23 protein-coding genes are annotated in these 24234 nt (G+C 34.6%); 15 read left to right on the forward strand and 8 right to left on the reverse strand.

The annotated features are described in order from the left end of the window. Positions 1-204: 204 nt before the first annotated feature. Positions 205-1125 (reverse strand): DMT family transporter, encoded by a 921-nt coding sequence (locus CD128_RS04940; RefSeq protein ID WP_103328950.1) that lies wholly within the window; start codon positions 1123-1125, stop codon positions 205-207. A gap of 156 nt (positions 1126-1281) precedes the next feature. Between CD128_RS04940 and CD128_RS04945 the strand changes: the two genes are divergently transcribed. The 7 genes from CD128_RS04945 (at position 1282) to CD128_RS04975 (ending at position 8015) form a co-directional block, all read left to right on the forward strand. Next, positions 1282-1764 carry an RrF2 family transcriptional regulator gene (locus tag CD128_RS04945; protein WP_103328951.1) on the forward strand — a complete coding sequence of 161 codons (483 nt, stop codon included), beginning with the start codon at positions 1282-1284 and terminating at the stop codon, positions 1762-1764. 143 nt (positions 1765-1907) lie between these two features. Further along, entirely contained in the window at positions 1908-2111 is a 204-nt protein-coding gene (locus CD128_RS04950) for a helix-turn-helix transcriptional regulator (RefSeq protein WP_103328952.1), read from the forward strand. After that, positions 2108-2827 carry a DUF3169 family protein gene (locus tag CD128_RS04955; protein WP_103328953.1) on the forward strand — a complete coding sequence of 240 codons (720 nt, stop codon included), beginning with the start codon at positions 2108-2110 and terminating at the stop codon, positions 2825-2827. The genes CD128_RS04950 and CD128_RS04955 overlap by 4 nt, the downstream gene beginning before the upstream one ends. 88 nt (positions 2828-2915) lie before the next feature. After that, entirely contained in the window at positions 2916-3761 is an 846-nt protein-coding gene (locus CD128_RS04960) for an ABC transporter ATP-binding protein (RefSeq protein WP_103328954.1), read from the forward strand. Beyond that, on the forward strand, positions 3761-4396 hold the full coding sequence (locus tag CD128_RS04965; RefSeq protein WP_103328955.1) for an ABC-2 transporter permease: 636 nt from the start codon (positions 3761-3763) through the stop codon (positions 4394-4396). The genes CD128_RS04960 and CD128_RS04965 overlap by 1 nt, the downstream gene beginning before the upstream one ends. 519 nt (positions 4397-4915) lie before the next feature. Beyond that, entirely contained in the window at positions 4916-5701 is a 786-nt protein-coding gene (locus CD128_RS04970) for an arylamine N-acetyltransferase family protein (RefSeq protein WP_103328956.1), read from the forward strand. A 55-nt stretch (positions 5702-5756) separates the two neighbouring features. Continuing rightward, positions 5757-8015 carry an ATP-binding cassette domain-containing protein gene (locus tag CD128_RS04975; protein WP_103328957.1) on the forward strand — a complete coding sequence of 753 codons (2259 nt, stop codon included), beginning with the start codon at positions 5757-5759 and terminating at the stop codon, positions 8013-8015. An 86-nt stretch (positions 8016-8101) separates the two neighbouring features. Here CD128_RS04975 and CD128_RS04980 read toward each other — a convergent pair whose 3' ends face one another. Continuing rightward, the gene (locus CD128_RS04980; protein WP_103328958.1) at positions 8102-9877 is read right to left on the reverse strand and encodes an oleate hydratase; all 1776 of its coding nucleotides are present in this window, start codon (positions 9875-9877) and stop codon (positions 8102-8104) included. Positions 9878-10075: 198 nt separating this feature from the next. Here CD128_RS04980 and CD128_RS04985 point away from each other — a divergent pair, with 198 nt between their 5' ends. After that, entirely contained in the window at positions 10076-10663 is a 588-nt protein-coding gene (locus tag CD128_RS04985) for a TetR/AcrR family transcriptional regulator (RefSeq protein WP_103328959.1), read from the forward strand. A gap of 141 nt (positions 10664-10804) precedes the next feature. Here CD128_RS04985 and pbp4 read toward each other — a convergent pair whose 3' ends face one another. From pbp4 to yut, 4 genes are all read right to left on the reverse strand, one after another. After that, positions 10805-11956, reverse strand: a complete 1152-nt coding sequence (pbp4, locus tag CD128_RS04990; protein WP_103328960.1) for a penicillin-binding protein PBP4 — start codon at positions 11954-11956, stop codon at positions 10805-10807. Between the two features lie 238 nt (positions 11957-12194). Beyond that, positions 12195-13340 (reverse strand): polysaccharide deacetylase family protein, encoded by a 1146-nt coding sequence (locus CD128_RS04995; protein WP_103328961.1) that lies wholly within the window; start codon positions 13338-13340, stop codon positions 12195-12197. Between the two features lie 439 nt (positions 13341-13779). Beyond that, complete coding sequence (gene rbsK, locus CD128_RS05000) at positions 13780-14661, reverse strand: ribokinase (RefSeq protein WP_103328962.1); 882 nt, start codon at positions 14659-14661, stop codon at positions 13780-13782. Positions 14662-14775: 114 nt separating this feature from the next. After that, positions 14776-15678 carry an urea transporter gene (gene yut / locus CD128_RS05005; protein ID WP_103328963.1) on the reverse strand — a complete coding sequence of 301 codons (903 nt, stop codon included), beginning with the start codon at positions 15676-15678 and terminating at the stop codon, positions 14776-14778. A 208-nt stretch (positions 15679-15886) separates the two neighbouring features. Here yut and CD128_RS05010 point away from each other — a divergent pair, with 208 nt between their 5' ends. The 7 genes from CD128_RS05010 to CD128_RS05040 are packed head-to-tail and all read left to right on the forward strand — an operon-like array spanning position 15887 to position 20953. Continuing rightward, complete coding sequence (locus CD128_RS05010; protein ID WP_103328964.1) at positions 15887-16189, forward strand: urease subunit gamma; 303 nt, start codon at positions 15887-15889, stop codon at positions 16187-16189. 12 nt (positions 16190-16201) lie between these two features. Beyond that, positions 16202-16609, forward strand: a complete 408-nt coding sequence (locus CD128_RS05015) for an urease subunit beta (protein WP_103328965.1) — start codon at positions 16202-16204, stop codon at positions 16607-16609. Next, positions 16609-18324, forward strand: a complete 1716-nt coding sequence (ureC, locus tag CD128_RS05020) for an urease subunit alpha (RefSeq protein WP_103328966.1) — start codon at positions 16609-16611, stop codon at positions 18322-18324. Before CD128_RS05015 ends, ureC begins: the two co-directional genes overlap by 1 nt. Before the next feature lie 12 nt (positions 18325-18336). Continuing rightward, positions 18337-18789, forward strand: a complete 453-nt coding sequence (ureE, locus tag CD128_RS05025; protein WP_103328967.1) for an urease accessory protein UreE — start codon at positions 18337-18339, stop codon at positions 18787-18789. Then, entirely contained in the window at positions 18782-19471 is a 690-nt protein-coding gene (locus tag CD128_RS05030) for an urease accessory protein UreF (protein ID WP_103328968.1), read from the forward strand. The genes ureE and CD128_RS05030 overlap by 8 nt, the downstream gene beginning before the upstream one ends. A gap of 13 nt (positions 19472-19484) precedes the next feature. Next, positions 19485-20099 (forward strand): urease accessory protein UreG, encoded by a 615-nt coding sequence (ureG, locus tag CD128_RS05035; protein ID WP_103328969.1) that lies wholly within the window; start codon positions 19485-19487, stop codon positions 20097-20099. Then, positions 20099-20953 (forward strand): urease accessory protein UreD, encoded by an 855-nt coding sequence (locus CD128_RS05040; RefSeq protein WP_103328970.1) that lies wholly within the window; start codon positions 20099-20101, stop codon positions 20951-20953. Before ureG ends, CD128_RS05040 begins: the two co-directional genes overlap by 1 nt. A gap of 497 nt (positions 20954-21450) precedes the next feature. On the opposite strand, the gene CD128_RS05045 is transcribed toward CD128_RS05040, so the two are convergent. Continuing rightward, complete coding sequence (locus CD128_RS05045) at positions 21451-22503, reverse strand: DNA-processing protein DprA (RefSeq protein ID WP_103328971.1); 1053 nt, start codon at positions 22501-22503, stop codon at positions 21451-21453. 20 nt (positions 22504-22523) lie between these two features. Then, complete coding sequence (locus CD128_RS05050; protein WP_103328972.1) at positions 22524-24128, reverse strand: HAD family hydrolase; 1605 nt, start codon at positions 24126-24128, stop codon at positions 22524-22526. Positions 24129-24234: the final 106 nt, after the last annotated feature.

Consider the following 24234-nt stretch of genomic DNA (forward strand, 5'->3'; position numbering starts at 1 on the left):
ATTTATATATTTTTTTGGAAAATTTTAAGTTTTATACTAAATTTCTTATCATTTTTAGGAAAAAAATTGTTATGTTAGAGTTAATTTAAAGGGGTGTCAGTATGTCTAATGCAAGGAAGCATAAAAAAACGTTCTGGGAGCTCATTGTGACTTCTATCCCAGAACTGTTAAGTAGCGTTATTCGTTTTTTAAAAATTTATTTACTTAATAATGAGAATGAATTGGTGAATAATTAATAAAAAATAGCGCAATAATAACGCACAAACCACCTATCATAATATGAAGCGTAAAAGGCTCGCCTAAACCTATAACAGAAAAAATTGTAGAAAATAAGGGTACTAAAAATAGAAAACTGCTCGCAATCGTAGCACCACGTAAATTCAAACTACTAAACCAAAGTCCAAATGAACCGATTGACGCTGGGAAGACAAGCCACCAAAACCATAGCCAACCCCATCCATTTAAATGAGTGATTGAATAGTGTTCTCGTAATATGACACTTAAAATAATCATGATCACGCCGCCCAGTAATAATTGCCAACCCGTTAACACCCAAGCTCCTTTATCAAATGCAACAAGTTTCGTAACGATTGTATTACATGACCAACATAAGGAGCCGAGTAATGCCACAAATGCGCCCCACCCCAATAGTGTACGATCTAATCCTAAACAAATCGCCACACCCGTAATACCTAATACCAATGCGAAACATTTCATCTTCGTTAAACGTTCGTTTAATAAGAAATGTGCAAGCACGGCTAACCACAAAGGGTTCGTGAAGAGTAAAACTGCTGACATTGAAGAGGAAACGCCAAATGCCATTGCAATGTTTAATAACCCCATCGTTCCAGCCGTTTGTAACAAGCCAATAACCGATACAAATACAAACCCTTTAAAAATGCTACCATTACTTTCAGGTAGTACTTCTTTAGTGCCCGTTTTTAATAACATAAAGATTAAGATAATAAGTCCGGCTATAATGAATCGCCATCCTCCAAGTAACATAGGTGGCACATGTTCAATTGAAATTAAATATTTCCCTGTTGGAAAAGAAGAACCCATGCATATCGTCGTTAAAACGATACACACATAAAAAGTTAAATAAGAACCTTGTTGTGATTTCATAGATGTCATCTCCAAATCATTTATTAAAGATAATTAAGATATTCTTTGTCTTTAATTAACATTATAAATGCCCTCCTTTATTTTTCAATATTAATATATAAAATTTTTATATTATATTTTATAATTAAATAAATGCGAAGAAACAGGTGAACGTTTATGAAACTATCTAAAGGATGGGAACAGGCCATTTATGTTTTATTAATTCTCAATCATCTCCCACAACATCATGTCATGACCTCCACAACGTTAAGCGAACGTTTAGACGTTTCAGACTCTTACTTGAAGAAAATAATTAAAGCACTTGTTAAAGAAGGACTAGTACACTCTTCAACAGGTAAAAATGGCGGTTTTTCATTAAAGAAACCTTTAAACCAAATCACATTTTATGATGTTTTTTTAGCAATTGAAGGCCGAGATAAGATTTTCTCGAGCCAACATTTATTGAAATCTTTTTTAGGTGAAAATGAAGGCCAAAAAGCTGAACTATGTGTTGTGAGTCATGCACTCAATAATATTGAAGAGACCTTAATATCTACATTATCTTCAATTACTTTGAAAGATGTTAACCAATCAATCGACGAAAAGTATAACCTTGACGAACTATTCCTATGGATTTCTGCTAATAGTAAAACACACTAAATTAAGCCTTCCGGTCGTCTTACTTCAGACAACCCGAAGGCTACTTTTACGACTTTAAATGACAAAAATAAACGTCTTTTTGACTAATATATTTGTCAAAATGACCATGATACTGTATCGTGTGAATTAAGGAGTTGATTAAATTGCGAAATCGCCTAAAAGAATTACGTGCTCGCGATGGCTATAATCAAACACAACTCGCACAAAAAGCCGGCATTTCGCGTCAAACGGTTTCTTTGATTGAACGTAATGATTTCATGCCATCCATCCTAACCGCAGTTAAGATTGCACGTATCTTTAATGAACCAGTTGAAAACGTCTTTATATTTGAGGAGGAAGATTTATGAAAGTAGGCAGATATCTACTTTATGTACTAATAGGAGCTATTATTGGTGGAATTATAGGAGGCGCAATAGGAAGGTTAAGTGATGCCAATATTTTTGGTAGCTTACATTTCGCTTCATATAGCTTCACTATTATTGTTACCATCATCGCTTCATTAATTAATATTGGACTTATCTTTACGATTTGGAAGACCTCTAAAACATCTTTAGAATACAAACATAAAACTAAAAATGCCAATGATGCTAACCTTGATCAATATGATCAAAAAGCTAATTTAACCTTCATGAGAACTGGCACATTATATTATGTAGCAGTATTGATCGCTTTATTGAATATTTTTATTGTTGCCTTGGGTAATGGCCCAGCATCTATTTTATTGTTAGTTATTGTGCCATTTATGCTATCAATTATCCCGTCAATCATGCTTGGTTTCTTTTATAGAAAATATGATACACGTATGCCTAAACAAGGCGAAGCTAAATATACAGAACGCGTTTTACAAAGTATGGATGAAGGCGAACGTCACATTACACTTGAATCTATGTTTAAAGTCTATCACATAAATATTTCCTTAATTATTATAGGTGCTATGTTCTTAGGTATCTTTTCAATTATTACAGGTATCAATCAAGCGGTTGGTATTGGCATCCTAATCATCTTGTTCGCTTACAACACATTTGGTTATATGTTAAAAGTACGTAAATTTTATAAATCCTAATTATTTATTGCTAAATTTATACTATGATGGAAGTAACAAATTAAAAATCCAATAAATTCTATGCTATCTACAGAAAGAGAGGATTATTATGGAACATCTTTTGCAAGTGCAACATCTGAACAAATCTTATAAGAAATCCAACTTCAACTTAAATGATATTTCTTTCACTTTAAAACCCGGCGAAGTGATTGGGTTGATTGGTAAGAACGGTTCCGGTAAATCAACGCTAATTAATACGTTGGTAGGCAATCGTTTCAAAGATTCTGGAGAAATTTCATTCTTTGATAAAGTAGTATCTGACAAAGATCATGCTTATAAAGAACATATAGGCGTCGTATTTGATGATTTACGTGTCCCAGATAAACTCGAAATCAAAGATATGGATAAAGTTTTTGCGAATATTTTCAAAACATGGAATAGCGAGAAATTCTTTAATACTATCAAAGAATTCGATCTTCCTACCACTTCTCAAATCAAGACTTTCTCTAGAGGTATGCGTATGAAGGCTGCGTTATCCATTGCTTTAGCTCATGATTCTAAATTATTAATATTAGATGAAGCAACAGCTGGCATGGACGTTTCTGGTCGTGAAGAAGTCATTGAAATGTTAGAAGACTACATTTCAGAAGGTAATGGCATCCTAATTTCATCTCACATCTCAGAAGACATTGAACAGTTAGCTACCCAACTTATCTTTATGAAAGACGGCGACATTGTCCTACAAGAAGATAAACACACTCTACTTAATAACTATGGCATTCTTGAAGCTCCTGAAAATGAAGTCCCAGAACTTCCAAATGAAATGATAGTAGCTTCAAGAACACGTAACGGCCAACACCAAATATTAATTAATGATCGATCTCGAGTGACTAACGCTCAATCACTTCATAGTATCGATGATGCAACAAAATTAATTATGAGAGGTGAAAAATAATGAAGGGCTTATTACTAAGTAGTTTCTATGCATCTAAAAAATCACTTATCACATATTTAATTGTAGCTATTATAGCAAGTTTCTTATTCGCATTTATTAACCCAGCAATGTCATGTTTTTTACCAATGATTTTCTTATTATCACCTGTAACAGATAACTTAAAACGCGAAAAAGATTCAAAGTGGATGTATTATGTTTCAACATTGCCATCACATCGTAGTGCATATATTAAAAGTTACTTTTTATTTTATGGCATTTTGATTTTTATCGGGTTAATTCTTGGACTAATCGCAGTATTTGCCATCCATCAAAACTTAATGCTAACACTTGTTTCTGGACTCGTAGGAATTGGAGCTGCTGGCACATATGCCATTATGTTCCCATTAACATTTAAATTTGGACCTGAAAATTCAAATGTAATAATGATTTCAACATCTGTAATTGTACTTATTTTATTCTTTATTACTTATTTTGGCGTTATTATGTCTGCTATGATGCGTTCTGGTTCATTCTCTGAGCTAGGTAACAACCCTACAGATGTTATTTTCATTAGTTTATATGCTCTATTAGGAATAATTTGCTTAGTTGCTTCTTATTTCATTTCATTATCAATTTTCAACAAACAAGAATTATAATTCCTCACATATTAATAACACACATTATAGAGTTCTAAGATAGATAACGAAACGTAGTTGAGCGCGGAGCCCTAGCACAAAGACTTTCGTAAAGAAAGTCTACAAACAAAGCAAGCTGGGGAAAGGAACGTAAGTGTTCACACACTTACGTAAGTAGTTCTAAGATGAATAGCGAATGCCGTTGCGCGACTCTTGGCGGAAAAGAAAGAGCCTCAAGACTACAGGCTTGAGCCTTTCCCGCAAGAAAGCGTCGCAACAAAATGAGTAATATTCATCTAAGAACTGCTTTAGAAGACCTTAGAAATCCCCACAGATTTATCTGTGAGGAATTTCTGGCTGAAACTGTACCCTAGGCAAGCGTCTCAACTTAAGTGAGTAAAATTCTATCTTAGAACTTTTTTACGTTGTAAGGAATAGTATTCTTCTTGAAATAATACGAAGTATTAAGTACTAATCATAAACTATTTAATTTAGGGTATTGAAAGAGTAAAAGTATTAAATAAAGGAGTTCCTGTTCCCATGGATATACAAACAATTGAACGCTATTTAGATATAGATTCGACACAATATAACGAACCCACAGTCGAAGCACTTGATTACTATATAAAACAGTATATGATGACGGTTCCTTTTGAAAATATAAATGTACAAAACGGCGTACCTATCTCTGTAGAAATCGATGATCTATTCGATAAAATTATCAATCAACATCGTGGAGGTTTCTGTTATGAAATGAACCATTTCTTCGGTACTTACCTCGAAGAAAAAGGTTTTACTGTATATCGTATGCCAGCAACGGTACATCAACCTGGTGGTCATACAAGTCCTCATGGTTCTCATATGTCACTCGTGGTTCCAATCGATGACATTAATTACGTAGCTGACGTAGGATTTGGCGATTTACCCTTACAATCATTACGTATTGGCACTTTAGACCCTACGCATCCCGTTACAGATTTAACAGGCCAATTCCGTGCTATTTCTGAAAATGAAGACACATATAGCGTACAAAAACTTGAAAATGAACAATGGGTTACACGTTACGAAGCTGAAATGAAACCACAAAATATTCATGATTTTGACCCAATGATTGAATATAATTCTAAAAATCCTGAAGCTATCTTTGTAAAACAACTCATGATTACAAAACCACAATTATTCGGGCGAGCAACGATGTCATTTAATCATCTGACATTAAGCAAACAAGACAATAAAGAAAAAATTGATGTCACATCTGATAATTATCGCGACATACTTGAAAAATATTTCAACCTAGACGTAAAAATCAAACCACTCGAACAGTAAATTAATTTCCCCAAAATCAAATAAGACATAAAAGTGTAATTAAGAGGTGTAAATGATGAGTAATATAGAAATTATCGGCGCAAAACAGAATAATTTAAAAAATATAAATGTAACGATTCCAAAGCATCAATTAACCGTTTTTACAGGGCGGTCAGGCTCGGGGAAGTCTTCCCTCGTCTTTAATACTGTCGCTGCAGAATCAGAAAGATTGTTAAACGAAACTTATTCAAGTTATGTCCAACATCAACTCACACAATATGAGAAACCAGATGTTGATCAAATTAAAAATCTTCCTGTCGCCATGATTATTAATCAGAAGCGACTTGGAGGTAATTCACGTTCAACGGTAGGTACCATTTCTGATATTTATGCTTCTGTACGTCTTTTATGGTCTCGTATTGGTGAACCTTTTGTTGGGTATTCTGACATCTTTTCATTCAATAATCCTAAAGGTATGTGCGAAACATGTTCTGGCTTAGGTTATGTTGAAGATATCGATTTAAACGAATTGTTAGATTTTGACAAATCACTTAATGAAGATGCGATTAAGTTCCCTTCATTCAGACCTGACAGTTGGCGTGGTAAACGTTATTTATATACAGGCTTATTTGATAATGATAAAAAGTTAAAAGATTACACTAAAGAAGAACTGGATACGTTTCTTTATACAGAACCTACGAAATTAAAAAATCCACCATCAAATTGGCCGAGAACTGCTAAATTTGAAGGATTAATTCATAGATTTCGTCGTTCCTTTTTACTAAATGATAATTTTGAAAAGAAACGTTTCAAACAAGATATTGATCGCGTCGTTTCTAAACATGATTGTCCAAGTTGTCATGGTCAACGTCTTAATGAGAAAGTATTAAGTTGTAAAATCAATGGTTTGAATATAGCAGAATTTACGAATTTACAAATCGACGAGGCGTTAGCCTTTTTAGAAAAAATAAAATCAGATAAAGCACGCGTGATTATTGAACCACTCAAAAAACAACTTGAAGCATTAAGCTATATTGGCTTAAATTATTTAACGCTAGCAAGGGAGACAACTTCCCTATCTGGCGGTGAGTCACAACGTATCAAACTGATTCGTCATTTAAACAGTCCATTAAGTGATCTTGTTTACATTATTGATGAACCAAGTGTCGGCTTGCACCCTGAGGATATTAAACGTATCAACGACATTATTCAATCGCTAAAAGATAAAGGGAATACGGTCCTCGTCGTTGAGCATGACCCTGATGTCATTAAGACGGCTGACCATATCATTGATTTAGGTCCGCGCGCTGGTAAACATGGGGGCGAAATCACTTTCACAGGTAGCTATGAAGATTTACTTAATTCTGATACAAGTACTGGTCATGCATTAAAACAAACACACACCTTGAAGTCTGAATTACGTCAGCCTAAAGATATGATTAATATTTCAAATATTAGTCGCAATAACTTAAATAATATTTCTACTGAGCTGCCGAAACATGCGATGACAGTCGTTACTGGCGTGGCTGGTTCAGGTAAAAGTTCGCTCATTACTGCAGCATTTGAAAAAAATCAAGATGCGATTTTCATTGATCAGAAACCTGTACATGCATCAAATCGTTCTAATTTACTCACTTATTTAGATATTTTTGACGATGTGCGCAGTTTCTTTAGCAAACATACGGGACTTAAAAAAAGCATGTTTAGTTATAATTCTGAAGGTGCATGTCCTGAATGCCATGGTAAAGGTGTATTGAAAACGGAGCTTGCGTTTATGCCGGACTTTTCACAAGTGTGCGAAATGTGTGGTGGCACAAGATACCGTCCTGAAGTATTAGAGGCGAAAGTAGACGGTTACTCTATTGCTGATATTTTAGCATTAACTGTTGAAGAAGCGATTGAAAAGTTTAGCGACAGCCCTAATATCACACGTCCGCTTCAAGCTCTAGCTGATACAGGTCTTAACTATATGACGTTAGGTCAATCTCTCGACACATTATCAGGTGGCGAAATTCAGCGTGTGAAGTTAAGTCGTTATCTCACGCAAGATGTGACAAATCAATTGTTCATCTTTGACGAACCAACGACTGGTTTGCATGAAGATGATTTACCTATATTAATTGATTGTTTCAATAATCTCATTGATGAAGGCAATACGGTTATCTTAATCGAACATAACTTAACGATGATGACGCAAGCCGATTGGCTCATTGACATTGGGCCTTTCGCTGGAGATAAAGGAGGCCAATTGCTTTATGCAGGCCAACCTGAAGGTATTTTTGAAGTCGAAAATTCAGTAACCGCTAAACATTTAAAAAATTATATTAAGAATTAATTTCTAATATTGAATATTAATAACCCCCGCATGATGGCTGATGTCACGCGGGGGTTAAAGCTTGCACGATAAAAGTTTACCTACACTTATAGTAACTTGTGCTGCTGTAACATTTCTTCAATATAGGTGTTCTTAATCTTCTTCAAGAAAGCATTTAGGGCGAATTGTTGAATTCTATTTTGTTCGACTAATTCTGTTAAATCTTTGCGATCAGTCAATTCATATAGTGCATCCATGAGCACACGCAAATCAAATTCTGACGCAACAACTTCTGGGACACCTCTATCAATATCCAAGAGTTGGTATACCGCTTCCATTGCGGTTCTTACGGAATATTCTGTTGTAAAGACCGTATCTCTCTCTGTTTCAGCAAAATTCCCAATAAAGGCTAAGTTACGAGAATCCTTAGGCACAACAAGTGGTCTATCACCAACGGCTCTAGGCATAAAATAGGAACAAATATACGGCATATAGACAGGTATACTATTGCAATGATTGTTGGCAAGGTTTTCTATTAGATTGTCTGAGATGCCTATATGATATAACCACTCTTGGCAAATTTCGCTACCACTACACTCAACGATAGGTTTATGGATATAATCGCCTTCTACATTAGAATATAAGGCGTAAACCCATACGCTCATTTCATCTTTTGGCTGTGTTTTAAATTGTTGTTGGCGATTAATAGTAAAGCTCATTTGCCAATTAGAATCATTTACAGTAATAATGCCACCTGTAACGGTCTTGCCAGATAAAGGATTTCGTTTACATATACGTTCAATGGTGTCGATAATCGTTTTGTTATTGGTAGTGATAGTTGTTGAGACGAACCAACTTTTGTCAGGTAAATCTTGGTAGAACTTTTCAGGGCAACCAAACTCAGGGCTTTGTTTCGCAAGATTGCGCCATAAGTTCCAACTGCCACCGGGTTGATGATTAGGGGACGCCGGTGTGTCATTATCTCCATAAGTTGAACTTTCTGTGATACTGCCATTAGTCACAAACACGAAATCATCTGGAGTTAATGTAATCGTTTCAAGTTGACCTTGACGTTTCAATTGAATTTCTCGAGCAACTTTCTCTTTCGTTGTGACATCCACTTTAATATCAAGCACTTGTACATCATACTGGAACTGGACACCATGGGACTTTAAATAGGCAATCATAGGACGTACGAGTGATTCATATTGATTATATTTGGTGAATTTCAAAGCACTGAAATCAGCTAACCCTCCGATATGATGAACAAATCTCATTAAATAGCGACGCATTTCCATTGCAGAATGCCAAGGTTCAAAGGCAAACATTGTTTTCCAATAAATCCAGAAATTGGAGTGCATAAAGTCATTTGAAAAGACATCTGAAATTTTTACATCGTTCAACTCTTCTTCTTTCTTCAAACATAAAGCGACGATTTCTTTAATGGCTTGTTTCGTTAACGTGAAGTCACCATCAGTGGCTAACTGATGTCCCCTTTTCTCAATAACACGACATCGTGAGTAATTGGGATCCTCTTTGTTCAACCAATAAAACTCATCTAAGACGGAAGCGCCTTCTATTTCTAACGATGGGATGGAGCGAAATAAATCCCATAAACATTCGAAATGATTCTCCATTTCTCTTCCGCCACGTACAACGTAGCCTTTCATCGGAAGTTCAGCACCATCCAAACTTCCACCAGGTTTAGATAACTCCTCTAAAACATGGATTTTTGACCCATCCATTTGCCCATCTCTAATCAAGAAACATGCAGCTGCTAAAGATGCTAATCCAGACCCGATTAGATAAGCAGACTTTCCCTCTACATTTTCTGGTTTTTTAGGACGCGCAAATGCTTCATAATTTCCGTTACTATAGTACATTTATTTCACTTCCCAAGCATTCAAAGTATTTTTTAAATTTTTCTGAAAAGTAGTAAACTATAAGTAATTCTTTATGAAATTAATCTACCCTTCGACCTTATTATAGAGAGGCAAGCGTGCCTGTTGTGTGTCAATAAGAAGGGAATGTAACTTAAGTGACAAATACGTAAAATTGTCCGATATTGGGAGTGAAAAACTTTGAATCCACAAGATTTACGCGTTCAAAAAACACGCCAAGCTATATTGACTACTTTCTTTGAACTTCTTCAAGCCAAGACGTTCGAACAAATTACGATTCAAGATTTATGCGATAAAGCAAACGTTCGAAGATCTACATTTTATCGTCATTTTAATGATAAATATGATTTATTAAATTACGGTATTGGGCTAATGATTGATCATTTTAGAGCGTTATATTTACCAGAAATTAATCCAGATAATCCCCGTCGTTTTTTTGAAAAATTAATTAAAGATATTTTGCAGTTTATTCATGAAAATAAAGCGATTGTTCGTAGCGTGATTAATTTAAATTATTACGGAGAAGTTTATAGTATTTTTTACGATCAAATTTACGAAGCAGTTAAAAAGCAAATTGAATTTGATAAACAAAGTGGGCAATTTTATGTAGATACAACGATGTATGGCCAATTTCTAACTGGAGGTATCTTGAGTGTGATTACTAATTGGCTTCAACAAGGGCAACAACAGTCCATTGATAAAGTCACTGCAGAAATCGTGGCACTCATCTGTGGCGCTAGAGAAATACATTTGAAAAAGTTGAAATAATACAACCTTCCCTAAATAAAAAGAAATTCTTAAATGAAATGTTGGGAGATTAGTCTAATTCGTGCACTCTAAATCACGTATTTACTTACACTCTTCATCTCTATTTTAAGAATTTCTTTTTTACTTTATTGAGTTAAATGTTTAAAATAAATTCCATTTCTTTTCTACAGGTACTTTTGGAGCGCTTGTGTTAGGTAAAAAATAACGATTATAAGACACATAAGCTTGATTATTGTTATCTACTTTAATTGTCCATTTCTTTCTATCTTTCGGCACGGTATCATATAAATCTTTTTTCACTTCATAAGTTTGTTTTCCTATCGTTTGTTTTCCTTTAGAAAGCACTTTTTTATATTCATATTGTTGACGATAATATCGAATAATATTATTAGCTATTCTATTTCTACTATATTTCGCATTATAATCCCCATAAGGTTTAACGTTCAGCACGGTTTCGTTTAAACGTAAATTATTTAATTTATTCGTTAATGTAATGTTGTAACCTTTGTCACTTGTGCCAGTTTTCAAACCGTCTGTACCTGGTAAATAGAGCAGTTGATTTTTTAACGATAAATTCGTATTCATAAAGGTATAACCTTTTTGTGTATCTTGAGGCAATTGCGTTACCTTTAATATTTCCGGATGCTTAGCGATAAGTTCATGTGCTAGTATTGTCATGTCTTTTGAAGTACTTGTAGGATAAATTTGATTTCTATATCTTGCTGGTGCGCATTGTCCCAATAAATTATTTTGTGCACCGGCAGGATTAACGAAATGCGTATTATACATTTTAAATATTTGGGCTTGTTGATTCATTTTATCTGTAAATGTTGATGTATTACCACTTACTTTTTCCCCTAAAATGAGGGCTGCTGTATTACTTGAAGGCAAGGCAGTTTGTTTAATTAATTGCTCAATCGTATATACTTGCCCTGTTTGTAATGGCACGGAAGTTAAATTAGGCACTCTAGATAATTGCGCATATTGTGCTTTTATTTTTACAGTATCATTTAACTTCAGTTTTCCACTATCAATGGCATCATATACTAAATATAAGGTCATCATTTTAGACAATGAGGCTGGATCAGCCTTTTTATTTCCCTGGTAATCATATAAAATTTGGCCTTGTTGTGTCGTTAAAGTAACGCCATCTGGTTGATAATATGAACTGACTCCATTAGGTTGAACTCGATTAGAAATATTGAATGGTGTTTCTGCTGCATGCGCGCTTGTTGCACTTAATAAAGCTATAAAACTGATGCTTCCTATACTCTTTACTATTTTCTGAAACATGTTATTCCCTACTTTTAATATTTTTATATTGCACAATTTATTATAACTTATTTTTGCTTGTTAATTACATATTAATTTAAAAAACAAACAAATTTAACATCTATTAACAAAGTTATACTAGTCATTAAATTTATAATTGCTCGGTCCATTTTTTCAAAAATAAAAACTCTAAAAAGAATTTGATGTGTTCTTTTCAGAGTTTATATGAATATTTACGCGATGTCCCACGTATAATCAATTATTTATAATCTTTATTGCCTTTAAAATATTGGCGATCTTCTTTGCTATAAACCTTTTCTGGATCTAAGAATGGTTTCAATTTATATTTAAATTCATATAAGTTTAAACCATCGATAGCGACACGGTCTTGATAAACGCTGTCTTTACCAACATCTGTGAAGTTATTAGGTCCTACACCAGCAATGTACTTAAAGCCTGCTTGATGATCTAAATAATTATAGGCTTGTGAGCCTCTATCTTGAGCACCATGTGGGAAAATGAAGAGATCCGTTTTACCTACGATTGGTGTTACTTCTTTTTCCCAACGTTTTGTATCAGCAACTATACGATCGTATGAACTATGAGCGAAATCGATATGTCCCCAAGAATGACTTGCGAATGTCCAACCATCACGTTTCATCGCATTAGCGACTTTAGTTGCTTGTTCTTTACGTTTGTCATAATCTTTACTATCTAATTCATTTGTACGATAACCAAGTACACCATTATAACCTGTTAAAGCAACGACACCCTTTTGGCCATTGTATGAGAAATCAGGATGTTTTTTCACGAAATTATTTAAAATTGGCACGATATCGTTTGTTTCACTTTGTGTGACTTTGCCATCTTTACCTTTTGTTTCAGATACTACGTGATTATTTTTATCTAATACTAAACGGTCTGCATAACCGTGACCACGCATATACTCGTAGTAATTCATATCATCGATAGATAAGATAAGTGGTTTTTTGCCTTTAGGTAATTTAATTTCTTTCTTTTTAATTGGATTTGATTTCAAATCAAAAACATCATGCGGATCTACTAATATGTAATTATGTTTATAAAGCTCATCTAGCGATTTATTGAACTCATCAACGGTAATCATCCAATCATTATTCCCTTTAGCAGAATTTGGATCCCCCGTAAATGCTACCTTTGGTTCTGTAATCAGTGGATGGTAGAAGACGTGAGCAACATCGCCCTTATATGTAACCCAATCTTTTTGGTTTTTATTTTTCTTTTTCGCATACATGTTTTCTTCTTTTTTTCTATCTTCTGCGGATTTCTTGTCTGTTCCATCATGAGATTGTGATGTAGATTGACACGCACATAAAACAATTGCTAATAAAACTGTGACTAGTCCAAGTAAATATTTTTTAGCCATTCATCTTCTCCTTTAAATTGAGTAATAAATTTTATGCCGTTCATCATTTTATTATATAGTATTATTATATTATTTATAATACATCAATTAGAACTTAACAAAATTTTTACACGAATTTAATCATTCAGATGAATAAATATATTATTTCTTATTTACTAGTTTCATAATTACATTGATGATAAGTAAAAAGACGATGACGAACTTTATAATAAGTTCATACAATTGTGGCATATTAATGGTACTAACTAAGCAAAAAACTATAATCAGGACTAGCGCTATCTTGTCATAAATATCAAAATTCATATCATTTACCCTTTCTCTACATTTCCATTATAGAATTTCCTTGATATAGAGGAACACCGCCCACTTAAGATACTCTAAAGTTGACGGTGTTCTTTATCGTTATCTATTTTAGCTTCTATTTTCAAAAATAAAAAATTTAAAATTCTAAGTCTGCTTCTAAGTCTTCAAAGGTTGGCATACCACCTTGTGCACCCATGCCTGCCACGGCATAACTAGCCGCTAAGTTAGCGAATGTGACCGCTTCTGCAAGGTCATAACCTTTCTGTAGACCAACTGCTAGTGCACCATTAAACGTGTCGCCAGCGCCTGTTGTATCTTTCACTTCACGCTTAAAGCCTTTAATTTCTACTTGTTCGAGGCCATTATGATACACCGCGCCTAATTCGCCTAACGTCACAATGAGTTTATCAGGATAGCGTTCCAATGCACCATCAACATCGCCTTCAAACATATTCTCACTCTCTGTTTCATTCGGTGTGAGATACGTCACTTGTTCAAGCACATCGTCAGAAATTTCTCTGTACGGCGCCGGATTTAAGATTGAAATCACATCATGCTCATAACAATATTTCACTGCCGTTTCGACGGTTTCAGCTGGAATTTCTTGTTGCAATAACACAATATCGCCAGGTTGCGTTGATGCTAATGCCTCTTGAACATACTCGGGCGTTACTTCATTATTCGCTGATGGTACGACAATAATGCTGTTATCATTATCAGCCAATGTGATGTGCGCAGTTCCTGAAGGACCTTCCGTAGGTTTTACGTGCTCCACATTAATTTGGTTATTTTTTAAATTTTGGAAAATGTCTTCCCCAAACGTATCGTTGCCAATACGACCAATCATATGTACATCTCGTCCTAAACGTGCAGCTGCTACAGCTTGATTGGCCCCTTTACCACCCGGTGTGGTAAAAAATGAATCGCCAAGTACGGTTTCACCTTTTCCAGGGACAATCGACGTTGCTACAACTAAATCCATCGACATACTGCCAATTACATAAATCTGTCTCTCCATATGTCACACCTCATCATTATCTAATGTCTTACTCTTATCATACCCAAGTTCATCAAAGAGTGAAAATATAAAATAAGAGCCGGATATTGAAATCCGACTCCTTACCGCTCTATCTTATACTTCATCTGTCTGTGTATCTTTACCAGCAAAAAGCACAAGCCACGTCGCAAAGATAAATGGTGCGGTAAAGATGGGTAAACCTACTGGTGCTAACATTGTAGCTAACGCGCCATGCATCACTACTGTAAGCAATAAGCCACTAATGACAGCCACATAGGTATTTAATTTCGTATTGAAAATAGCACCTAATGCGATACCAGTTAAAATAGAATTATAACCATATAAACCATTGGTAATAGTTGGATAATCGCCACCAAGTAAGACGATGAAAACGACTGCTAAAATACTTGAAATAACAGCGTAAACCCCTGCTTTGACTGAACCTATAAAGATACCAATAATAATTAAGATACTACCGATAATAGAGGTCACTAGGAAGATCTCACTAAAGTTCGTCGTAATTCCACTGAGCCAGCTAATATGATTATGATTAATTTCTGGATGCTTAACCTTCTGAGGTAAAATATCGATGTTAACGTGTAATTTCGCAAATTGAGTCGTCATTGCTAGAACAAGCCATGACATTAACACGAAAGGAAACGTCAACATTGGTACGCCAAAGGGTTTCAACAATTCGCGGATTGCTGCGCCAACAGGTAACGTTAAAATGGTTGCTAAGATTAATACAATCCAGGCTTCTACACTTGATTCTAAAAATAACGCTAAACCGATTGCAGTTAAAACTGAATTATAACCAGCTAAACCATCTCGAATTTCTGCATCACTATAATTGAAGAATGGGGCTAATAATAATGCTAAACCGCTTCCTATTATAGCTGCTAAACCAATCTCCCACTTGGCTATAAATAATCCTATTAAGATGAATAACCCCGTCCACATGTTATTCATGAACACAACTTGTCCAATGTTTTTAAAGAATATTTCTAAATATTTCACATACTCACCTTACTCTTCTATCCTTTTAAAAATTACTACCTTATTATGCTCGTATTAAAACACGATTGCAAAATTTAAATATGAAGAAATACAATTTATGTTCGTATTTAAATTTTTTTACTAACTATATCGCTTGTACAAACGATTTAATAGTTCTACCATTAAAAACGTAATACCAACTATCTTTATAAGGAAAGAAGGAATCAATTTGCATTTTACGCAACGTGAGCAAGATAAGTTAATGATTGTTGTAGCTGCAGAAGTTGCACGTCGACGCAAAGCACGTGGTTTAAAGTTGAATCATCCTGAAGCATTAGCTTTAATTAGCGATGAATTATTAGAAGGTGCACGCGATGGCAAAACTGTAGCGGAGTTAATGAGCTATGGTAGAACGATTTTAAATGAAGATGATGTAATGGAAGGCGTTGCTAACATGATTACAGACATTGAAATCGAAGCAACTTTCCCAGATGGCACAAAACTAATCACGGTTCACCACCCTATCGTGTAAGGAGATGAAAAAATGATTCCTGGAGAAATTAAAGTAAAAAGTACTGAAATTGAAATTAATAAAGGACGACCAGAAACTGTACTTACGGTTAAAAATATAGGCGACCGTCCTATTCAAGTGGGTTCACATTTCCACTTTTTCGAAGCAAATCAAGCATTACAATTTGACCGCGAAAAAGCATACGGCAAACATCTAGATATCCCTGCAGGTGCTGCTGTACGTTTCGAACCTGGTGATGAAAAGAAAGTTCAATTAGTAGAATATGCGGGTCATCGTAAAATTTATGGTTTCAGAGGCATGGTTAACGGTGAAATTGATGAAGAACGCGTCTATCGTCCAACTGATAAAAATGATGAACACGCTGGTGTGTTTGGTGACAAAGGCGAAGAAAACATTAATAAAAAAGGTGGTAAAGCATAATGAGTTTTAAAATGACGCAATCTCAATATACCAGCCTTTATGGTCCAACTAAAGGTGACTCAATTCGACTTGGCGATACAAACCTATTTGCGCAAGTAGAACATGACTACACAAATTATGGCGACGAAGTCACATTTGGTGGCGGTAAATCTATTCGTGATGGTATGGGTCAGAATCCAAACGTTACACGTGATGACCGTTATGTTGCAGACTTAGTTATCACAAATGCAGTGATTATCGATTACGATAAAGTTGTTAAAGCTGACATTGGTATTAAAAATGGCTATATCTTTGCAATTGGTCAAGCTGGTAACCCAGACATTATGGATGATATTGATATCATTATCGGTGCGACTACAGATGTTATTTCTGCCGAAGGTAAAATTGTAACTGCGGGTGGTATTGATACTCACGTTCACTTTATCAACCCTGAACAAGCAGAAGTAGCCCTTGAAAGTGGTGTCACTACACATATCGGTGGTGGTACTGGTGCTTCAGAAGGTACTAAAGCCACAACTGTAACACCTGGCCCATGGCACATTCATCGCATGTTAGAAGCGGCTGAACATTTACCTATCAACGTTGGTTTCACCGGTAAAGGTCAAGCGGTTAACCACACTGCCTTAATTGAACAAATTCATGCCGGCGTTATTGGCTTGAAAGTGCACGAAGACTGGGGTGCAACGCCTTCAGCATTAGATCATGCCTTATCAGTAGCAGATGAATTTGATGTTCAAATTGCACTTCACGCAGATACATTAAATGAAGCTGGATTTATGGAAGATACAATGAAAGCTGTTAAAGGCCGCGTATTACATATGTATCATACAGAAGGTGCTGGTGGCGGACACGCGCCTGACTTAATTAAATCGGCATCTTATCCAAATATCTTACCTTCATCTACTAACCCAACGTTACCTTACACACGTAATACTGTAGATGAACATTTAGATATGGTTATGATTACACATCACTTAAATGCTTCTATTCCAGAAGACATTGCCTTTGCAGATTCTCGTATTAGAAAAGAAACCATCGCAGCCGAAGACGTATTACAAGACATGGGTGTCTTCAGTATGGTTAGCTCAGACTCACAAGCAATGGGACGTGTGGGTGAAGTCATCACACGTACTTGGCAAGTGGCTCACCGCATGAAAGAACAACGCGGTTTCTTAGATGGCGACCAAGAGTATAACGATAATCATCGTATTAAACGCTACATCGCTAAATATACAATCAACCCTGCTATTACACATGGTATTTCTGACTATGTGGGTTCAATTGAAAAAGGTAAATTAGCCGATTTAGTGTTGTGGAATCCTGCATTCTTCGGCGTTAAACCTGAATTAGTGGTTAAAGGCGGTATGATTAATTCAGCGAATAATGGTGATGCCAACGCATCTATTCCAACGGCACAACCTCAAAAATATCGTAGAATGTACGGTCAATATGGCGGCAATTTACAACATACATCTATTACATTTGTATCTAAAACAGCATTTGAAAGTGGTATCTATCGTAACTTAAACTTAGAACGCATGGTACGTCCTGTTCACGGTATCCGTAACCTAACTAAGAAAGATATGAAGAATAATGATGCTACACCTAAATTAGATGTGGACCCACAAACATACGAAGTATTTGTAGATGGCGAAAAAATCACTAGCGAACCTGCTACAGAATTACCATTAACACAAAGATACTTCTTATTCTAGGAGGCATTATTAATGATTATAGAAGAAATTCAAGGTAATATCGCAAACCTTTCTGCCGAGGAAAAGAATAAACATGTTGAAAAAGTTTATCTTGAAAACTCAGATTTAGTAAAACGCATTCAACGCGTAACAACCGATCACGGTAATGAAATCGGCATCCGTTTAAAACAACCTATCGATTTACAATACGGCGATATTTTATATCAAGACGATACAAACATGATTGTCGTTGATGTAAATTCAGAAGATTTACTTGTAATTAAACCACGTAATTTACAAGAAATGGGCGACATTGCGCACCAATTAGGTAATCGTCACTTACCAGCCCAATTTACAGAAACTGAAATGCTCGTGCAATATGACTATTTAGTAGAAGACTTATTAAAAACACTCGACATCCCTTATAGTCATGAAGATCGTAAAGTGAATAAAGCCTTTAGACACATAGGACATTCACATGATTAATCATTCAAATTTAAGGTTATTTCAGTTCTGTGATTCACAATTCCCTACCGGCGCATTTAGCCATTCATTTGGACTGGAAACTTATATTCAAAGAGACGCAGTACATGATGCCACTACTTTCAAAGAGTGGCTTCAACTGTTTCTTAATGAACAACTTACGTATTCAGATGGATTAGCGATGCGTTTGGTCTATCAGGCTTTGGAAAATGAGGACCATGACAGAGTACTACAACTTGATCGTTTAATCTTCGTTCAAAGCTTACCTCGCGAGACACGCGTAGGTACAAAACAAATGGGTACAAGAATGGTCAAACTTGCAATGGAACTTTATGATAGCGAATGGATTGAATGGTACCATACGCAAATGAAAGAAAAACGTGCCAAATTACATCCAGCGATATGTTTCACCATGCTTGGCCATTACTTAGGTGTCGATATTGAAACAATTATTGATTACTATTTATATCAAAATGTTTCAAGTTTAACTCAAAATGCTGTACGTGCTATTCCACTTGGACAAACGACGGGTCAACAAGTGGTGACGGAAATGATTCCATATATCGAGCGTACACGACAACACATTTTCACATTAAGCGAAGCAGACTTTGGCTTAACAGCGCCAGGCTTAGAGCTTAACCAAATGGAACATGAAAACGTTAATGTGAGAATCTTTATTTCATAGGAGGTTATTATTTATGGCAAACCCAATTAAAATTGGTATTGGCGGTCCTGTGGGTGCAGGTAAAACCCAATTAGTAGAAAAATTAGTACGTCGCCTTTCAAAAGATATTAGCATCGGCGTTATTACCAATGACATTTATACTAAAGAAGACCAAAAAATCTTAGTGAATACAGGTGTCTTACCTGAAGATCGTATTATTGGTGTAGAAACAGGCGGTTGCCCCCATACAGCAATTCGTGAAGATGCGTCTATGAACTTCGCGGCGATTGATGAATTGTTAGAACGCAATGAGGACATCGAATTAATCTTTATCGAATCTGGTGGCGATAACTTAGCGGCTACTTTCAGTCCTGAATTAGTGGATTTCTCAATTTATATCATTGACGTTGCTCAAGGTGAAAAGATTCCTCGTAAAGGCGGACAAGGTATGATTAAATCTGATTACTTTGTCATCAATAAAACGGACTTAGCTGAGTTCGTTGGCGCGTCATTAGACCAAATGGCTGAGGATACGAAGACGTTCCGTGGTACTCGTCCATTCACATTTACTAACCTTAAAACAGATGAAGGTTTAGAGAATGTGCTTGAATGGATTGACCGCGACGTATTACTTAAAGGATTATCTTAATGGCTATTTTAACTAGAGATACTGACCAAGCTTGGACTGGGCAATTAGACCTTACCGTTTTCCATAATGGTAAGCGTTCTGTTGCGCGTGATATCTTTTTTGAAAAGGCTCTAAAAGTTATTCGACCAGTTTATTTAAATTCATCAACGATTCCAACGTTCTATATCGTTAATGTAGGCGGTGGTTACCTAGATGGCGACCGTTATCGTATGAATATTAATGTGGAAGAAGCGGCTTCTGTGACTTTGACGTCGCAAGGTGCTACGAAGATTTATAAAACGTTAAATGACCATGTGGAGCAATATCAAACTTTTAATATTGCGAAAGATGGTTATATGGAATACGTGGGCGATCCTATTATTGCCTATGAAAATGCGAAATTCTTCCAGCACAATGTGTTTAAACTAGATGCAAGTGCGTCTATGTTTTATACGGATATTCTAACACCCGGATACTCTATGAAAGATGAACATTTCACGTATACCTACATGCACTTAATTAATGAGATTTATGTGGATGATGAGTTAGTGACGTATGATAACTTGCTTATGGATCCAACTAAGACGAAGATGAATGCGATTGGTTACATGGAAGACTATACGCATTTAGGTTCGGCTTACTTTATCCATCCTGATGTGACGCAAAAGTTAATCGAAGAAGTGTATGAGGAGATTAAGGATTATACGAAGACATATGATTGTCGTTTAGGTATTACGCAATTGCCTACGCATGGCTTTGCGGTGCGTGTGTTATCGAATATGACGCAAGAGATTGAGGAAGTTCTAAATACGGTGCAAGCTTATATTGCGAATAAGTTGTTTGACCGTGAGTTGGACTTTTTAAGAAAGTATTAATATTTTAAGTATAAGATGCCTTGTAGTTTGGGACATATGTCTCTAACTATGAGGTGTTTTTTTAATTTTATTTTTTTAAAATGAAGCGTGAGTTTGTACTTGCTTGGCGTCAGAGAGTTGTACTCAATACTGCGTATTGATTTGGCTCGCTTGCTCTAGGCATAGCTTGGGAGCGAAACAGAATTCTAGTTAGTAAGAATTCGTTTTTTCGCCCCCACAAAGCTGATTAGACATTAAGCATATGAAAGCTTAATGTCAATCAGCCACTGTGAAGCCAATAATTTAGATAAGGAAAAGCGATTAATCACTATATTAGCCTTTTTCAAAGGCTTGTAGGTTGTGATTAATCGCTTTTTAATTTAATTTTTGTCTCAAGGCTTATGCTATTCCTAGTAGCGTCTCGCCATCAATACTTCGTATTTTTTGCAAGAATCTTATTATTTTATTATAAGTGTTGTTCTTTTCAATTGTATAAATCTATAAATTAATGTCTTATATTAAAAATCAAATCCTAATTGTTCTACATTAGTATTCTCCTGATTATCAGTTTTCACTGGTTTGGATTCTGACATTTGTTTTTTTTCTTTTTCAAAATCATCATTTGAATCATTATAATATTTTTGCATTAATTCATCGAAATGAGTAATACTACTTAACTCATATAAAGGATACACTTCATTATCATTAATTCTCTTTAAATTCCCTTGTATTTGTTCTGTATTGTTTAGTTCTTCATTAGTCAACTTTGAAAATTTAGTGTGGTCCAACATGCCCACTGGTTTATTTTGTTTTAGACCATGGTTCAAAGCATGATTTGTTCCACCTTTTATACCTGTTTCAACTGCAATCACACCATTACTCATAGATGTTTGCCATTCATCTCTTGCCACTAAAAATTGGGGCACCAATTTCTGACCAAGTGGATATGTACTTAACCAAGCCCCGCCAGCCTCTAATATTTCATCAGCTAAACGTCTATTTTCCTTAGGATAAACAGACTGATCTAAACCATGTGCAAGAATAGCAACTGTGTTTCCAGTCATCTGCACACCTATTTGATGAGCGATTGCATCATGACCCTTTGCAAGACCACTTACAACAGTGTATCCTTGCTCATAAAAATGTTTACTAATACGTTCATTCATTTTTTTACCTAAAATTGTAGCATTTCTCGTACCAATAATCGCTACTGTTTTTTCATTGTTTAAAATAGACAAATTACCTTTTACATATATAATTAGAGGGTATTTCTTTTGTTTTAATAAGTTTTGAGGATAGTTTTTCTCACTAAAGTTAATGACTGAGATACCTTTTTCTTCTGCATTAATAATTTGTTCTTTAGCTTTCTCAACTGATGATAACCAAATTTCTTTATTACTTATTTTTTTATTAATTAAATTCTGTATTTTTTTCTCCTTTAATTTATATAAGTAGTTATAATCTAATATATCTTCATCAACATTTACTTCTTCTAAAATAGATTTAACTGTAGCATCGCCTACCCCTTTAAAGCTACTTAATGCCAAAATAAAAATCGATATTTTATCCATTGTATTACCTCAATTACATATTATTTAGGGAGATTATTAGCAACAAATGATTTAAATTCATTTACTGTATTGAACACATAGTTAGCACCTAAATCATTATCAATAATTTGATCATTTCCCCAGTTAACTAATACACTTTCAATATTTGCATTATTATAAGCTGATATATCATTTAAAGCATTGCCAATTCCTATCACTCTATCTCTTTTTGCGTTAAGCCCCATTTTTTCAATCGCTTCATCTATTAAATAACTGTCTGGTTTCATTCTGAAAAGCTTTTGTTCTTCATCTTCAACTATACAATCTTTAAATGATAATAAAAAGTTGGTATCTAAATTATCATTTGTAATATATAATTCATCTTTAAAATAATCTAACATTGTTTTAGCTGTTTTACCTCTATTACTAACAAAAGCAATTTTTAAATTTTTATTAGTTTGAACAATAGCCATCAACTCTTTAATTCCATCACACAATTTAATTTTCTTATCATTCAACATTTCAGTAACTAATCCTCTACTATTTTGTTCTGTTTTATCATAATTAAACAATACACTATTATCAAAGATTGTTTGGTCTAAATCAAAAATGATACCGTCTATTGGTTGATTCTGCTTAGGTATATTTTTAGTTGTATTTAACATAATATAATTGTCATGTTTTATTGTACGGCCATAGCTATAAAAATAAATATTTTCCTTATCGATTCCAAGTGATTGTAATAATAATTTATAAATTGCTATAAATGAACTCCCAGAAGTCACAACATCATCTATAACTAGAATCGGGTAATTTTTATATTCTTTAGGTATAGTGTTAACACTTAGACTTTGTAATTGATCTTGCCAGCTCCTAGTGCCACTTTTTTCATGAGCAGTTTCAGTATTATTTACTTTTTGAATTAAATCATTCGCATTAATAAAACGCTCATCCTTATTACATACATAGTCTACAACCTTGTTTGTAATGCTTACTTTATCAATTTTAGAGCTTGGTATTGATGCTAACAAAATCTTTCCTCTATAGTCGCTATTTAATAAGTGAAGAATACATTTACTATAACCAGAAATATTACCAAATTCTTCTAAAAATTGATGGAATTTTTCTTTATCCTCACTGTTGATATACTTATCATTATCTACATATTTTAGTCCTTTTATAAATCGATACTTTTTATATGTTTCATCATCGTACGACAAATTATCACCAGTTACATAATGTACATAATACATCACGGGATGTGGCAATTCTGGATTGATATATAAATTGTTAGTGTTTAGGATTTCTTCAGTTTCTTGTTTAATTAACTGTTGTTCGTTTTGTTCATTTAAAATCTCTTCATCAATATCAATATGATTAAATTCATATAAAAATGTTAGATATGTTCTAAGAACACTGCCAAATTTAAAATCCTCAAATACGATTTCTGTCGGATGATTTTGTTTTTCGTATTCCATAAACTTGTTAAATAATTCATTTTGTCTTTCACTATATTTAGGTCTTTTCCCTTTTACAATTTCAATTATAGTTTCAGTATCATCCTCTAATATAGATTGATATATCTTTCTAAACAATTTACTAGAAGTGTACTGTAAAAAATTTTTATTATAATGATTTTCTTTCATTTCACTATTTAAAAATTAACCAATGATACTTAGCGTATGAATATAATGATGAATTGTTTTTTCGCTAGCCTTAGTTTTACCAATTAACCATCCAGTAAATTCACCT

The organism is Staphylococcus croceilyticus (assembly GCF_002902575.1).
Classification (GTDB): domain Bacteria; phylum Bacillota; class Bacilli; order Staphylococcales; family Staphylococcaceae; genus Staphylococcus; species Staphylococcus croceilyticus.

Coding starts and splice junctions, on each gene's coding strand:
- CD128_RS04940 (WP_103328950.1), bottom strand. CDS start 1,125: ATGAAATCACAACAAGGTTCTTATTTAACTTTTTATGTGTGTATCGTT.
- CD128_RS04945 (WP_103328951.1), top strand. CDS start 1,282: ATGAAACTATCTAAAGGATGGGAACAGGCCATTTATGTTTTATTAATT.
- CD128_RS04955 (WP_103328953.1), top strand. CDS start 2,108: ATGAAAGTAGGCAGATATCTACTTTATGTACTAATAGGAGCTATTATT.
- CD128_RS04960 (WP_103328954.1), top strand. CDS start 2,916: ATGGAACATCTTTTGCAAGTGCAACATCTGAACAAATCTTATAAGAAA.
- CD128_RS04965 (WP_103328955.1), top strand. CDS start 3,761: ATGAAGGGCTTATTACTAAGTAGTTTCTATGCATCTAAAAAATCACTT.
- CD128_RS04970 (WP_103328956.1), top strand. CDS start 4,916: ATGGATATACAAACAATTGAACGCTATTTAGATATAGATTCGACACAA.
- CD128_RS04975 (WP_103328957.1), top strand. CDS start 5,757: ATGAGTAATATAGAAATTATCGGCGCAAAACAGAATAATTTAAAAAAT.
- CD128_RS04980 (WP_103328958.1), bottom strand. CDS start 9,877: ATGTACTATAGTAACGGAAATTATGAAGCATTTGCGCGTCCTAAAAAA.
- pbp4 (WP_103328960.1), bottom strand. CDS start 11,956: ATGTTTCAGAAAATAGTAAAGAGTATAGGAAGCATCAGTTTTATAGCT.
- CD128_RS04995 (WP_103328961.1), bottom strand. CDS start 13,340: ATGGCTAAAAAATATTTACTTGGACTAGTCACAGTTTTATTAGCAATT.
- rbsK (WP_103328962.1), bottom strand. CDS start 14,661: ATGGAGAGACAGATTTATGTAATTGGCAGTATGTCGATGGATTTAGTT.
- CD128_RS05015 (WP_103328965.1), top strand. CDS start 16,202: ATGATTCCTGGAGAAATTAAAGTAAAAAGTACTGAAATTGAAATTAAT.
- ureC (WP_103328966.1), top strand. CDS start 16,609: ATGAGTTTTAAAATGACGCAATCTCAATATACCAGCCTTTATGGTCCA.
- ureE (WP_103328967.1), top strand. CDS start 18,337: ATGATTATAGAAGAAATTCAAGGTAATATCGCAAACCTTTCTGCCGAG.
- CD128_RS05030 (WP_103328968.1), top strand. CDS start 18,782: ATGATTAATCATTCAAATTTAAGGTTATTTCAGTTCTGTGATTCACAA.
- ureG (WP_103328969.1), top strand. CDS start 19,485: ATGGCAAACCCAATTAAAATTGGTATTGGCGGTCCTGTGGGTGCAGGT.
- CD128_RS05040 (WP_103328970.1), top strand. CDS start 20,099: ATGGCTATTTTAACTAGAGATACTGACCAAGCTTGGACTGGGCAATTA.
- CD128_RS05045 (WP_103328971.1), bottom strand. CDS start 22,503: ATGGATAAAATATCGATTTTTATTTTGGCATTAAGTAGCTTTAAAGGG.
- CD128_RS05050 (WP_103328972.1), bottom strand. CDS start 24,128: ATGAAAGAAAATCATTATAATAAAAATTTTTTACAGTACACTTCTAGT.